The 13,293-nt window shown below is 66.8% G+C and carries 10 protein-coding genes, 1 tRNA gene and 6 pseudogenes; 3 read left to right on the forward strand and 14 right to left on the reverse strand.

The window, feature by feature from the left end; translation table 11 throughout:
- Positions 1–353: 353 nt before the first annotated feature.
- The 3 genes and pseudogenes from BIV25_RS52690 to BIV25_RS46885 all read right to left on the reverse strand — a co-directional run.
- A pseudogene (locus tag BIV25_RS52690) lies at positions 354–437 on the reverse strand (thymidine kinase); the annotation flags it as partial.
- Between the two features lie 304 nt (positions 438–741).
- Complete coding sequence (locus tag BIV25_RS14175; protein WP_143076632.1) at positions 742–1,008, reverse strand: hypothetical protein; 267 nt, start codon at positions 1,006–1,008, stop codon at positions 742–744.
- 77 nt (positions 1,009–1,085) lie between these two features.
- A pseudogene (locus BIV25_RS46885) lies at positions 1,086–1,337 on the reverse strand (ComEC/Rec2 family competence protein); the annotation flags it as partial.
- Between the two features lie 77 nt (positions 1,338–1,414).
- Between BIV25_RS46885 and BIV25_RS14185 the strand changes: the two are divergent.
- Positions 1,415–2,059 carry a ParA family protein gene (locus BIV25_RS14185; RefSeq protein ID WP_256255802.1) on the forward strand — a complete coding sequence of 215 codons (645 nt, stop codon included), beginning with the start codon at positions 1,415–1,417 and terminating at the stop codon, positions 2,057–2,059.
- Positions 2,056–2,316: a hypothetical protein gene (locus BIV25_RS50990; protein ID WP_071372661.1), complete on the forward strand. Its 261-nt coding sequence runs from the start codon at positions 2,056–2,058 to the stop codon at positions 2,314–2,316. The genes BIV25_RS14185 and BIV25_RS50990 overlap by 4 nt, the downstream gene beginning before the upstream one ends.
- A gap of 435 nt (positions 2,317–2,751) precedes the next feature.
- Here the strand turns inward: BIV25_RS50990 and BIV25_RS14195 are convergent, their stop codons facing one another.
- The 8 genes and pseudogenes from BIV25_RS14195 to BIV25_RS14225 form a co-directional block, all read right to left on the reverse strand.
- Positions 2,752–3,561: a DUF427 domain-containing protein gene (locus tag BIV25_RS14195; RefSeq protein WP_071372662.1), complete on the reverse strand. Its 810-nt coding sequence runs from the start codon at positions 3,559–3,561 to the stop codon at positions 2,752–2,754.
- 444 nt (positions 3,562–4,005) lie between these two features.
- The gene (locus BIV25_RS14200; protein ID WP_071372663.1) at positions 4,006–4,521 is read right to left on the reverse strand and encodes a DinB family protein; all 516 of its coding nucleotides are present in this window, start codon (positions 4,519–4,521) and stop codon (positions 4,006–4,008) included.
- Positions 4,522–5,434: 913 nt separating this feature from the next.
- Complete coding sequence (locus tag BIV25_RS14205; protein WP_067136955.1) at positions 5,435–5,731, reverse strand: DUF1330 domain-containing protein; 297 nt, start codon at positions 5,729–5,731, stop codon at positions 5,435–5,437.
- A gap of 533 nt (positions 5,732–6,264) precedes the next feature.
- Complete coding sequence (locus BIV25_RS50330; RefSeq protein WP_143076633.1) at positions 6,265–6,642, reverse strand: hypothetical protein; 378 nt, start codon at positions 6,640–6,642, stop codon at positions 6,265–6,267.
- A 193-nt stretch (positions 6,643–6,835) separates the two neighbouring features.
- Positions 6,836–7,605 (reverse strand): annotated as a pseudogene (locus BIV25_RS14210) (transposase).
- Between the two features lie 7 nt (positions 7,606–7,612).
- Positions 7,613–7,951: a hypothetical protein gene (locus tag BIV25_RS14215; protein WP_071372664.1), complete on the reverse strand. Its 339-nt coding sequence runs from the start codon at positions 7,949–7,951 to the stop codon at positions 7,613–7,615.
- 94 nt (positions 7,952–8,045) lie between these two features.
- On the reverse strand, positions 8,046–8,864 hold the full coding sequence (locus BIV25_RS14220) for a hypothetical protein (RefSeq protein ID WP_256255803.1): 819 nt from the start codon (positions 8,862–8,864) through the stop codon (positions 8,046–8,048).
- Between the two features lie 53 nt (positions 8,865–8,917).
- On the reverse strand, positions 8,918–9,643 hold the full coding sequence (locus BIV25_RS14225; RefSeq protein WP_071372665.1) for a hypothetical protein: 726 nt from the start codon (positions 9,641–9,643) through the stop codon (positions 8,918–8,920).
- A gap of 217 nt (positions 9,644–9,860) precedes the next feature.
- Here BIV25_RS14225 and BIV25_RS14230 point away from each other — a divergent pair.
- A pseudogene (locus BIV25_RS14230) lies at positions 9,861–10,802 on the forward strand (IS1380 family transposase); the annotation flags it as partial.
- 8 nt (positions 10,803–10,810) lie between these two features.
- Here the strand turns inward: BIV25_RS14230 and BIV25_RS14235 are convergent.
- The 3 genes and pseudogenes from BIV25_RS14235 to sucC all read right to left on the reverse strand — a co-directional run.
- Positions 10,811–10,895, reverse strand: a tRNA-Leu gene (locus tag BIV25_RS14235).
- 176 nt (positions 10,896–11,071) lie between these two features.
- Positions 11,072–12,193: pseudogene (locus BIV25_RS50995) on the reverse strand (aldehyde dehydrogenase family protein); the annotation flags it as partial.
- Positions 12,185–13,141: pseudogene (sucC, locus tag BIV25_RS51000) on the reverse strand (ADP-forming succinate--CoA ligase subunit beta); the annotation flags it as partial. The pseudogenes sucC and BIV25_RS50995, both read right to left, overlap by 9 nt.
- Positions 13,142–13,293: the final 152 nt, after the last annotated feature.

Raw genomic sequence — 13,293 nt, forward strand, 5'->3', positions numbered from 1 at the left:
TCAGATGTCACCCGATCGTGCAGCAGACCCATTCGCCAACTCAAGCGCTCAGTCGCAGCACATGAAGATCTACATCTACGGCTGGAGTACTAGGCCGTGTCTCCCAACTTCGCCAGGCATGAAGGGCTTCGTCGAAGCTCGTAAACTCATTGCGTGGCATTCATGAGTACCCCGCACTGCTGTTTCCTGTGATCGGAAGGCGTTGAGGGCGATGCCAGACGGCATCGCCCTCCTTGGCGTGCCTGCTACGCGAACCACCTTCCTGGCGCTGCCCGTTCCTTCCTGAGGCAGTGACCTTCCTGTGCGCCTGCAGGCACGGTCCCTTCCCTTCGGCCGTGCCAGGAGTGCCTCGTGCCCGTGCTGCTTCGGTCATCACGCGTGAAGATCAACCCCTGCAAGCCACGCGCCGTTCGATTATGTTCGATTTGTAGCGCCAGAGTTCGTTTACTGCAGGCGCCGCTACCGTCTTGTCATGACGTGAGGAGTGGCCGTGCACAGCGGTGCTTTCCCCTGACTGAGCGGCCTCACGGACGAAGACCTACGAGTTCCTGGACGAGGTGATCCGGGCGGCTCAGGACGCCGGGACCCACACGGCCTTCCTCCGCTGGCTGGACGTCCTTGCGGATCAGCACATGCCCGTCCCCACGCTCCCTCACCGGGCCATGTCCTGACTGCCCCCCGGCCGCACGAGGGGAGAAGAGCCCCGGCTGTCTTCGGACAGTCGGGGCGGCTCTTGCGTCGTCAGCCCTCGTCTCGCGAGTAGCGGACCTCGGGCTCGTCGATCCAGCGGTACGAATAGTCCAGCACGGCCTTGACGTTCTTGACGCTACCCTCCGGCAGATGCTCCATGGCGGCCTTCTGGGCCGCTTCGACGGCTGCGTTGTAGGCGGCTCTCACTCTGGCCTCGCCAACCGTCGAACCCGCCGTCTGAAGGTCGAAGTCGAGGATGATCCTCAAGTGCTTGGGTACGGGGTCCTGCGCCATGATCCCTCCCTTGATGACGTACAAGACCGTCAGTATCGGCTGAGCGTGGGATCACTGCCATCGAACGGCCAAAAACCCTCAAGCAGATACGTGCGAGTAAAGCCGTGATGGGCCACCTCCAGTACGTCCACGTTTGCCAGTTGGGCCGCGGCCTGGAACCGCAGCAACGCCTGCTGGTCCGGGGGTTCGAGGTCGCCGAGCAGCAGCCGCAGTCCGCCCGAGCGGACCAGCATCGCGACTCTGGCGTCGTTCGGGCCGTCCGGCTCCGGCACCGGGCCCGGCGGCGGCCACAGGACCTGCCAGGCGAGCGGACCGGTGCGCCGCTCCTCCCCGGCGACAGCCCGCGTGACCGGGTCTGGCCGACCCCCGGGTGAAACCCGCGCACCCACTCCGCGCGGCGGGCGGCACTGGCCAGCCGGGCTCAAATACGGTGGCGGACGTGCTGCTGAGCTGTGCGTTTGTCAACCTGAAGCCCGGAGTCGGGAAGACGACCAGCGCTGTCTGGCTGGCCCATGCGCTCTACGAGCTGGGACTGCCCCCGCTGCTTGTCGACAGCGATCCGGCCGGTTCCGCGCTGCGCTGGAGCGAGCTCTCTGGCGGCTTCCCCTTCCCCGTGATCGCCCTTCCCGTGGGCGACGTACACCGTCGCATTGATGACTTCCTCGGCGGGCGGCAGGCCGTGGTGCTTGACGCCCCTCAGCTCGAGGACCACGCCCGGGTCGCCCGCAGCGTCATGCGCCACGCCAATGAGTGGATCGTGCCGGTCACTCCGGCCCCCATCGAGCTGGACCGGATGGCCCCCATTCAGACCGAGATGAGCGACGTGCAGTCCCTGCGTGCGGAGCCGGCCCGCACCGCGGTGCTGCTCAACCGCACCAACCGCCCCGACGCCACCCGCACCGGTCCCGACTCCGACGCCCGGGAAGTCCTCGCGGAGCGGGGGTTCGATGTGCTCGACACGCAGATCGCCCGCCTCGACCTGTACGCCCAGTCGTTCGGCGGTCCGGTCCGCGTCCAGAAAACGGCCTACATCGACCTCGCGAACGAACTCCTCAAGCGTCAGGAAGGCGTATGAATCAACGCAAGGACAACTACCGCGCAGCCTTGCAGCGCGGTCAGGCGGACCCGCAACCCCACACGCCCAAGGTGACCACGCTGAACAGCAGGTATGTCCGGATCACCATCGAGCTCGATCCGGAACTGCAGCGCCACCTGGACCGGTGGGCGGCGCCGACGGCCGCCCTGCTGACGAACACGGGTACGGTCGCCCTACGTGTCCTGACCGTGTTCGCTGCCAGCACGCCCTCGTCAGGCACGGGCAGCCGCACCTGACCGATGGTGGAGGGCGCCGTGACACTTCCTGGAGCCCCACCGTCGCCCGGTCCGAACAGTGCGGGACTCTGTCGCCCGCGGAACGGGCGTGTCGGCACGCACAGGCTCCGGTCGTGGTGTCGCGGTGGCGGGCCGAGGATTCGGGGGTGTGCCGGGGCAGGGCGGGACCACGGTGGTCGAAGCACCGTGCGTGCCTCGGTACGATCACCGCTGTCTCACCGCCGTCAGACGCCAGATACTGTGCGGCGCACAATTCCCCCTCCTTGTGCGGCCGCAGACGGTACTGCTCGCCCGACTGCACCAGGTGCCGTACGGCCTTGTACACGGCGACGAGTTCGGCCGCCCCATGTACCGGTGCACCGGCGATACCAGCAGCTGGACGACTTCCGCCACGGGCACGCCGCCCAGCCTGATCCGTGGGCGCCGGCGAGCGGTTCAGGAACGCACCCGCTGCTGTTCGTCCCACTGTGTCCGTGAGAGGGCGGTGGGCCGCGGAAGCAGGACGCCGTCCACGTGCAGGTCGACGTGCTCGTTGTAGAAGGCGACCATCCCCGCGATGGCGGAGCACGACACCGTCGGGAAGTCGTACGCCCAAGCGACATTGTCATGAGTGACGGCCCCGCTCACGAAGGACCAATACCCGCTGGTCCTGCCCTTGTACGGGCACGCCGTCACCTTGTCCGAGAAACGCAGCAGGGCCCAGTCGACGTAGGCGCGCTCCACGTAGTAGCGGGTCGGCAGGCCGGTTTCGAAGAGCTTCACCGAGGACGGCGCATCCGCCAGGACGGTGCCGTCCACCTCGACGCGCACGCTGCTGGACGAGCGCAGCGCGTCCACCCGCGTATACGGGCTCCTGGGGTGCACGAAGACCTGCTCTTCCTCCTCGTACCACGCGTCGATCGCGTCCCACCGGAAACGGGCGGTGCCGATGAGTACCTCCGGGGCCCCCTCGTCCCAGACCCACGCCGCACCCTCACGGACCTCGGAGCCGACCCGCAGCGAGTGCCGCCGCGCGGGGCCGGGAGCCAGGCGCCCCGTGCGGCCGTCGTCGGTCAGGACGCCCTCGGCCAGATCCCGCAGCGGAATACTGTACTGCGGGTAGCCGGGCCACTCCCACACATACACCGCGCGTCGGGTGTTGAATACCCACTGGCCGCCGACCTGCGCACGGATGCGCCGAGGCACCGGCTCGACATGTCCGACCGGGACGATGAGACCCGGGTAGTCCACACTCTCGTCCGTCATCGGCGATCACCTCAGTCCGCCCTGTCACTTCCGTACGCCCAGTTTCTCCGGCGGACGCGTGAACCGGCCACAGCAGGTTCCGATCATTCGAACAAGGCATCAGTCCGGAGCACGACCCGGTCCAGGGCGGCGAAGATATCGATGTTGAGCGCCTTGCCTTCCGGTACGGCTTCAATCACGGCGAGGCGCAGGGCGTAACGGTCCGGGGCCGACGGCCGGGTCGGGTCCGGACGGTCTGTCAGGCGTGGACCTGGGTGCCGACGCCCCGATACTTACAGCTACTGAGGTTTGATGCGTGATGTCGCTGGATCGACGTCTTGAACTGCGATGACGAGGGTCGCCGCGCGGCATCATGCGAAGATCACCAGTAACCGGCTCTCCCGCATTGGTCGTGAGGCGTGTTGGCCTGGCTCCTGAGGGAAGGGCCCGCTTCGCGGAGCTGCGCTAGTAGTAGCCCTTCGTGCCGTCGAGTAGCTCCCGGACGATGTCCGCGTGCCCCGCGTGTCGCCCCGTCTCCTCGACGAGGTGGATCAGTATCCAGCGGAGGTTGGCGCTGCCGTCGCGGAAGTCGGGGTGGCGGCCGGCGTCGTCCAGGTCGGCCGCGGCAACGATCTCGTTGCTGCGGGCGCACTGGGCCTCGTACTCCGCGAGGAGCTCTGCGAGGCGGCGGCCGTCGGTGTGCCAGTCGGCGTTCTTTCTTGACTCGTCGAATGCGGGGTTCTGCTTCTTGTCGCCGCCGAGGAACAGCACTTCCAGCCATATGTGCTCGGTCCAGCGCATGTGGGAGATGAGACCGGCCATCGTCATGGCTGGTGAGGTCGGGATGACCGGGCGGCGCGCGTCCTCGTCGCTCAGCCCTTTGCATTTCCAGCGCAGGATCTGCCGCTGCAGGTCCAGCCAGCCGATGAGCGCGGTGCGTTCGTCCGCTTGGCGCGGGGGGCGTTCCAGTTCCGATGACATGCCGGCGCACGCTACCAGGGCGGTCGGGAGGGGGGCACCTGGATGACGGGCTCTTCCGCGATTTACGATCTTGGTCACGGTTGGGGCCATCGGGGTGCTACTGGTGATCTTCGAAAATGCCGCGGGGCGGGCCCTCCTCTCCGCAGTTCAAGGCGTCGACCCAGCGACATCACGCATCAAACCTCAGTAGTACCAGTCGAATCCGCCAGCGCAAAGCGAACGGTCGAGTGGTCTGCCCCTCCCCGGACGGCGACAGCGGCGGGCCGGCGCTGGCTCCGGACCCCCAACCTCGCCCGCGGCGGACTGCCACAGGGCCACGAGTCGGGCGAGACGCTGGTCTTACTCTGTCGTCAGTGATCTCCCCGATCCTCGTCGAGGGGTACGCCGCGCCGCATTGCTTCCAGGGACGGGACCCGGGCCAGGCAATGCAGCTCACGGAGAGCCTCCTTCAGGTCCCTCGCCGAGATCCTCCGCTCAGGGCCTCTTCAGCGGCCGTCGCGCCTGCGCCGACGCCTGCGCCACAGCAATGGAAAACGGACTCGCCTCGCTCGGGAACGAGTTGAGCTCGTACAACACCGTCGACAGACCGGCACGACCGTCAGGCCGCGCGTTCGCGCTTCCTCCAGAGCGGTCAACGACTTCCTCCGCAGCAGCTACCCCACCCAGTACATCGAATTCGCGACGACAGTCTCCGCGGACGGCACCCCTCAGTCCTCGACCGTGAAATCGGCTGACCTCTCGGGCGGCAACCCGTCCGACGCCTACTACTCCGACCTCGCCGACGAGTACGTCAACGATGGCCCGCGGCCACCGCACGGTCTTCAGGAGTCCACACAACCCCCGATGATCACGCGCTGTCCGCTCTCGCTGTCGGCCAGGGGCACCGCAAGAGCACGAAGCCGGACTGGAACAGTTACTCAGGCAGGCCCTCAGCAAACAGGAGTCGCCGGTCGAGTGCTGACTGACGCATCTTCAGTGCCTCTGCGTACTCGGGCGACGCATACCATTCTTTGGCTCGATCCATATCGGGGAACTCGACGATCACGAGACGCCGTCCGGGAGGCCAGGCTCCTTCAACAGGTTCCGGTTGCGCGCCTCGGACAACGTAGCGGCCTCCGTAGCGATGGATCGAAGCCTCAGCCAACCTTCTGTACTCGTCCGCCAACGTCTGGTTCAAAATCTCCACCTCGGAGATCACATAAGCAGCCATGTGGGTCATGCTTCCACGCACCAGGGCGTGTCCTTCGTGTGCCCCTACGACCGCCGCTCAGGCACGGTCAAAGCACACAGATCACAAAGTCGCACTGGAGTAGGCCTCGATCGTGAGGCTCCCGGCCTTCTGGCCCGGCATAACTTTTGCCCCCCTGTCGACCATGACCCGAGGGGTGGCGTCACCAGGTCGGAAGGCGCCGGTAGATCGAGAGTGACCGCTGAAAATGCTCCCTGAGCGCACAGCGTCTGGAGCGCGATGGTGAAGCCGCAGCGGTCGGGATCGATGTCTGGGCCGGGACTCCGCCGCCTTGACCATCGCCCGGCGCAGGAGCGCAACATCTGTGCGTGCAGGATCGTGTGGTGTAGAGCGAAGTAGGCGCTTTCGTGTACCTAGCGGAGGCGTACGAGACGCTCGGCCGGGTAGCGGCGCTCGTTGACACCGCTCCTTGGACGCGACCCCGTTGGGCGAGACCCGGATTTTTCCGAAATCTGGTCTGGACGTTTCGGGAACGTCGTGTGTGGTTGTACAGCTCAACGAACTGTACAACCACACACGGGAGCTACCCAGCCATGTCGGACTTCTCGTGTCGTGTCCGGCCGAATGTCTTGGTAGAGAACTCTCCAGCCGGATCCGAGCTCTCGTGCCAGGCCACTTGCGAGTGACTCTCCTGTCGCAACGAATTCCTCCTCGGCTTGACGCGTCAGAAAACCGGATGAGATGGGGTCGTCGTGGTTGAGTGTTTGGTCGAATTGTTCAGCCCAAGTGGTGAATCGTTGCGCCAACTGAGGTGACAGATTCAGGCGAGAGTCACCGGGCGCAATGTCGCCAGCATCAGCACCGGTGAGCCAAAGCGGGTGGCACTCATAGTCCGCCATCACCTTGATGGTCTGCTGATTCCTGGTGGTCATCCCACGCTCCTTGGGTTGGCGCCGACGATGAACCCGTTGCCACCCACAGTCACGCCCACCCTCTGAGGCTTTCCCTTGTAGGTGAGTTCATAGATGGGGCGACCGGTCCCTTAACCCTGGTGTCCGACTAACTAACTAAGCCTTGTCCCGTAAATGATATACGGCAGACTGGCTGACCTGCTCACCTTCTCGGTCAACTGGCGAGGGCGAGATTGTGCAGGCGGCGATGCCGAGCATGGCGTGGTGGACGCCGTCGCCTTTGAGGCGGCAGTCGCGGAGGATCTTCCAGTTCTTCATGCGGGCGAAGGTGTGCTCGACGCGAGCTCGGACTTTCCGGTGGGAGGCGTTGTGTTTCTCCTTCCAGGCCGGTAGTTCGCTCTGGCCTTTCTCTCGGCGGTGTGGGATGACTAGGCCGGTGCCGCGGTAGCCGCCGTCCGCAATGACGGTGGTCTTGCCGACGGCGGCTTTCGCCCCGGACAGTTCCCATGCCTTGCAGTCGTTGCGGTTGCCGGGTAGCGGTCGGCCGACGGCGACAACCAGTCGGGTGTCTGCGTCAATGACGATCTGGTGCTTGGTGGAGTACCGGTAGTTTTTCGACTGCTCGGCGATGGTGTGATCGCGGGTGGGGACCAGGGTGCCGTCCGCGATCAGAACGGTGTCCTTGTGGAACCGCTTGCGCTGCTGGAGCGCAAGCGAAGGCCCGAGGTGGTCGATGATGCGATCGGCAGCCGACTTCGATACCCCGAACAGCGGTGCCAGCTGCCGCAGCGTGAGGTTGGTGCGCCAGTACGCGGCGACCAGCAGGACCCGGTCCTCCAGCGGAAGGCTCCACGGCCGGCCCTTGCGAACGGGGTCTGCACCCTCGCGTCGTAACGCCGTGATCAGCGTGCCGAACTGTCGCGGGCTCAGTCCGCTGAACGGGGCTGTCCAGGCAGGCTCCGACGCCGTGATCACACCAGTCACCGCATGATCATTCCACCGCTTCAGGAGCTCCCTGCTCAAACGCGAGGCGGCAGCGTTCGACCTGCTCAGCCACCTGCTCCATGAACCAGCGCATGATCTCGTAGGGGATGACGTGCTCGTCGTGGCTGTGGATATGGACGGCCGGCTCCAAGCTCGGGTCCTCGTCGGGTATCACCGCCACCATGAAGGCAGCTCCGGGCAGGTGGGTCTGTGCGTTGGGAATCTCAGCCCACGCAGCTGGCGCCGGCACGGCCTCGCTCAGCTCCACACACCAGGCGTCGTCCGGCAACGCGTAGTGGAACTGGACGGCGTAGTGGCGGCCTGCATGAACGCGCAGCTCTGGCATGCCAGCAGGCTGCCACAGCTGCCACGCCGGAGTCTCGCGAGTATCCGCTCAGCGCCTGGTGCCGCCGCCCCACCGACCATTTGTGGGACAGCTCTTAGTTCCTCATGCTCTGCGTAATTCGCAGGAACTCGGCGTCAGTCATGGACGGGTCGTCGGTCCAGACGGTGATGGTGTATCCGTTCTGGGTCCACACTGCCGTCCACGACAGGTCTGACGTCTTCTCAAGCCGGCCAGCATGACCGCTGAAGGACATCGGAGTCCCCTGTGTGGGTGTGGTCTCGCCAGCGTCCGCCGTGATACTCAGGGCGCCCGCCTGCTCTCCCTCGCCCGGGTTCCATTGATAGGTGTAGGTCCATGTGGGCTTGTCACCCCTGATGGGGGGCGCATTTCCGATCTTGCTCACCGCGATGACTTTTCCCGTAAGCGCGAAGCCGGACGGCAGGTATCGGGGGTAGGGGAAGTGCGTGTCGTCGAAGGGGATGATCCGCGACCCGGTGACGGAGTCGGTGATCTTCCTGTCACCCACCGGACTGTCGAGGGAGGCACTGGCGAGTCCTTCGTGTGTGACGCCGCACGAGTCGTTGGCACCCTGCATCGACGGCCGTTTCTCCTTCATTACCAGCGTGATGCCCTGGGCGGATTCGTGGGCTTCGAGGCGCGGCCTGTCCTCGCAGTCCGCCCACGCAATGGGGGTGGTCAAGGTACGCCCGTGGTTACTCATGAGCACGTTGTCCAGCACGGCCGAGTCGTGACTGTACGAGTCGTCCCAGACCATCCAGCCGGTCACAGCGCCCGCGAGGCAGACCAACGCGACGCCGGCCCACATCACGCGGCGGAAGCGTCGGGGGTTCTTCAAGGGCACGGTCGCATACTCCGTAGTCTTCCGGCGGATGGCTGACGCCAAGCCTGCCATGGCGGAACCGAAGAGAAAAAGGAGGCGGGGGCGTGCTCCGCCCCGCCCTGATGTCAACTGGTGGCGAGGGTCCAGTTCATGTCCTGGAGCGTCTGGTAGATCGGCACGTAGTAGAGACCCCTAAAGCACCACGGCGTGCGATTCCAGCCATCCGTCACAGTGCTTGAAGTTTCATCTGCCGGGCAGGGAACCGTGCTATCGAAGGTAGTGAGTGTTCCGCGTGCCTCGTCGGTCGTGAAGTTGTTCGCGCCGGCGAAGACGGGGGCGCCGCTATCGCCGTTGACTCCTGCGATGTCGTCCGCTGTTAGGGAGGTGGCGTAGGCGAGATCAGCGATCGGCCGGTACGCGCCGTTCTCGCCCGTGACTCCGATGTCGGTCTTGGAGACCTGGATGTTGCAGTGGACACCGCCGTTGGCGCCGTCCTCGCACACGTAGTCACCGACGTTGTTGTGGCCCCAGCCGCTGACCGGTTTCGCGTAGTAGTCGAACTGCAGCGCTGTCCCGTCGTACAGGGCGCCGCTGAGTTGAGGCTTCGGCAGGTCGATTCCCTGGACGTCATCGGTCATAGAGATCACGAGGCCGTCACTTGAGCCGACGGCGTCACCACCCAGATAAGTTCGCCAAAGGCCGTCGTTCCCGTTGCAGTGGGCGGCGGTGGTCAGCATGTTCACCCCCTTGTAGTTCTTGACGCCGAAGCCACTGGAGCAGATACCGCCGGTGGGATTCTTCAGCCCGGAACCTCCGGTCCAGGGTGCGGTGTCGTGCTGGCTGTGGGTCACCCCCACGTTGGGGCTTGCTGGGGCAGGACGCCTGGCCGGGGCCGTGGAAGTTGTGGCCTCTGCAGGCGGGGCCTTGTAGCTCGCAGTGGTGTTAACCTCGCGCTTTCATGAAGCGGGCTGTCCGGCAGGCGGTCACGCAAACAGAAAAAGCCTCTGACCAGCAAGAATGAGGATTGTCTAGGTCCTTGTTCCCGCTGAATCCAGAGGCACTTTCCAGGTGAAGAAGCCTACCGGCTCCTATCCCCATGTCCGCGTCCAGGGGGACGGCCGGGCCGCGGTCTCGCAGGCCGGTTCGGTCCTGCTGGTCGAAACCGTCCGCAAGAGTGGCCTTGACCAGGCCATATCCGCGGCCCTGGCCCCATGGCGGAAGCCCCGCGCCGTCCACGACGCCGGCAAGATACTCGTGGACCTCGCGCTGGCGGTCGCGCTCGGCGGGGACTGCCTGGCCGACATCGCCCTGCTGCGGTCCGAGCCGGCCGTGTTCGGGCCGGTCGCCTCCGATCCGACGGTCTCCCGCTTGATCGACACCCTCGCCTCGTCGGGCGAGAAGGCGCTCACGGCGATCCGCGCCGCACGTTCCGAAGTCCGCCGACACGTCTGGGAATTGGCCAATGACCGGGCTCCGGATGCCAGCGGGCAGGTGACCGTGGACCTGGACGGAGTGCTGGTCCACGCCCACTCGGACAAGCAGGACGCCGCCCCGACCTGGAAGAAGACCTACAGCCACCACCCGCTGATGGGATTCGTCGACCACGGCCCTGGAGGAACCGGCGAACCAGTCGCGGCCCTCCTCCGCCCCGGCAACGCGGGCTCGAACACGGCCGCCGACCACATCACCGCCACCCGCCTCGCCCTGGCTCAACTGCCGAAGAAGCACCGGCGGGGCCGACGGACTCTGATCCGCTGTGACTCCGCGGGTGGGACCCATGAGTTCGTGGCCTGGCTCGCCCAACGCGGGCGGTGGCTGTCCTACTCGGTCGGCATGATGATCACCGAGGCCATCCACCAGTACGTTCTCCAGATCCCGGCCTCGGCCTGGACCCCGGCCATCGAGTCGGACGGCAAGGTCCGTGACGGGGCCTGGGTCGCCGAACTCACCGGGGACCTGCTCGACGGCTGGCCACGGGGCATGCGGCTGATCGTCCGCAAGGAACGACCCCAACTCTGTGTCCGAGGGGGGACTTGAACCCCCACGCCCGATAAAGGGCACTAGCACCTCAAGCTAGCGCGTCTGCCATTCCGCCACCCGGACTAGGTGTCTGCCGCCTGGCCGGGGGTGTTCCCCGCGGCGACATGGACAACAATACCAAGGTTTCGGAGTGCCTTTCACCTGCGTATCCGTGCCCTGGGCGGCGGCCCCGGCCGACGGGCCGCCGAGATCGTTGACGGTATACAGAATGCGAGATCCTGTGTACACAGTGCGATTGATCAGGGCGTGAGCTGGTACTCCGGGAAGTTCCCGGGCGGCCGCTCGCCCGCCGGACCCCGGGTGACGGCGTGCACCAGGAGATCGCCGCCGACGAAGGAGCCGCGCCAGGAGGCACCGAAGCCGCCGAACAGTTCGTCGCGGTCCCCCCGGGAGCGGGGTACGCCGTGCCCGGTCTTGAAGGCGCGGATCTGCGGGACGAGCCGGTCGTAGACGGTCCGGTCGTCTGTGGCGAGGGTGGCGACCAGCGCGCCGTTGGACGCATTCATGGCGGCCAGCAGTTCGGCCTCGGTGTCGACGAGGACGATCGTGTCGACCGGCCCGAAGGGCTCCGCGTGGTGCAGTGGGGAGGAGCGTGGCGGATTGAGGAGAGCCATCGGGTGGACGTACGCCGTCGTGTCCTGCCCGGCCAGGAAGCGCGCCGGGTCCGGCCGGCCCCGGTGCAGCGATCCGGCGCCCCGCTCCACGGCCTCCGCGACCAGGTCGGTGAGTTCCTTGGCCTTGGCCGCGTGGATCAAGGGGCCGAAGTCGAGGTCCGGGAGCGGGTCGGCGGGGGCCGCCACGGCGAGGGGGTGGCCGACGCGTACGGCTCGGACCGCCGGGAGGTAGGCGGCGAGGAACGCGTCGAAGAGGGAGCGCTGGACGACGAAGCGCGGGTAAGCGGTGCAGCGCTGTTTTCCGTAGTCGAAGAGCTTGGGGATCACGGCGGCGAGCCGGTCCCAGCCGGAGAAGTCCCAGATGCCCCAGGTGTTCAGGCCCTCCTGTTCCAGGACGTGTCGTTTGCCGAGGTCGGCGACGGCGGTGGCGACGGCGGCGCCGGTGTCGCGGCCGCCGACGAAGGAGACGCAGCCGATCTCCGGCGCCCGCACCAGTGCCTGGCTCAGCTCCCGGCCGCTGCCGCCGACCAGGGTGAGGGGCACGCCTTCGCGGGCAGCCAACGCCGCGGCGAGAGTGAGGCAGGCTACGCCGCCATCGGTCGGGGTCTTGGCGATCACGGCGTTTCCGGCCAGGGCCTGGATGAGGACGGCGTGCACGAGCACGCTCATCGGATAGTTCCAGCTGGCGATGTTGGAGACCGGCCCGTCCAGCGGGGCCCGTCCGGCGAGCATCGGCTCGATGCCGTCTGCGACCGTGTCGCAGGCGGTGATCCCGCCGAAGACGTTGACGAAAACGGACTTCACGGCCGGGTCGGCGAGGATCACCTCCAGCCCATCGGCCATGATCCGCGCGGACGCTCCGCCGCCGATGTCGAGGAAGTCGGCGGGGCGGGCACCACAGCCGGCGACCACGTCCAGGGTGGACATGACCAGGCTGGCGCCGTTGCCGATGACCCCGACCTCGCCGTCGAGCCTGACGTAGTTGAGCCCGCGGGCGGCCGCCATCGCCTCCAGCGGATCGGGGTGCTCCTCGGCGTCCGCTCCCCAACGGTTCCGGCGGAAGCGTGCGTTGTCGTCCAGGGTGACCTTGCCGTCGAGGGCGAGGATCTGCCCCTGGGCGGTGCGCACCAGTGGGTTGACCTCGACGAGCAGCGCGTCCTCGCGGACCAGTACCTGCCAGAGCCGGACGAGGACGTCGGTGGTCCGCGGGGGCAGTCCGGCGGCCGCGGCGATGCGGGCCGCGACGGCGGAGGTGACACCCTCGGCCCGGTCGACGGGGATCCTGGCGACGGCCTCGGGGTGGTGCGCGGCCACCTCCTCGATCTCCATGCCGCCCTGCGCGGAGGCGATCGCGAGGAAGCCGCCGGCGGCGCGGTCGAGGACGTAGGAGACGTAGAACTCCTCTGCGATGTCGACCGGTTGGGCGAGCATGACGGTGCGGACCGTGTGACCTTTGATGTCCATGCCGAGGATCTGGCGTGCGGTCAGCTCGGCGGCGGCCGGGTCGGCGGCGAGCCTGACCCCGCCGGCCTTGCCGCGGCCTCCGGTCTTCACCTGTGCCTTGACCACGGCCCGTCCGCCGAGCCGCCGGGCTATCTCGCGGGCTTCCTTGGGTGTGCCAGTGACCTCGGCCCGCGGCACCGGGATGCCGTGGTCCTCGAAGAGCTGCCGTGCCTGGTGTTCGTACAGGTCCATGTGCGGCTCCTGTCCGCGCGGGCGGTCGCGAGCCCGCGACGCCTGCGGCGATGACGGTTGTGAAGGACTATGGGAGGGACTCCGTGAACAGCGGGGAGCGGGGGCGTGTTGCAGCTCCGCTGGCGCAAAGGTGGCGGACTCCGCTGACCGAA

This window comes from Streptomyces sp. MUSC 14, from assembly GCF_001866675.1.
Classification (GTDB): Bacteria; Actinomycetota; Actinomycetes; order Streptomycetales; family Streptomycetaceae; genus Streptomyces.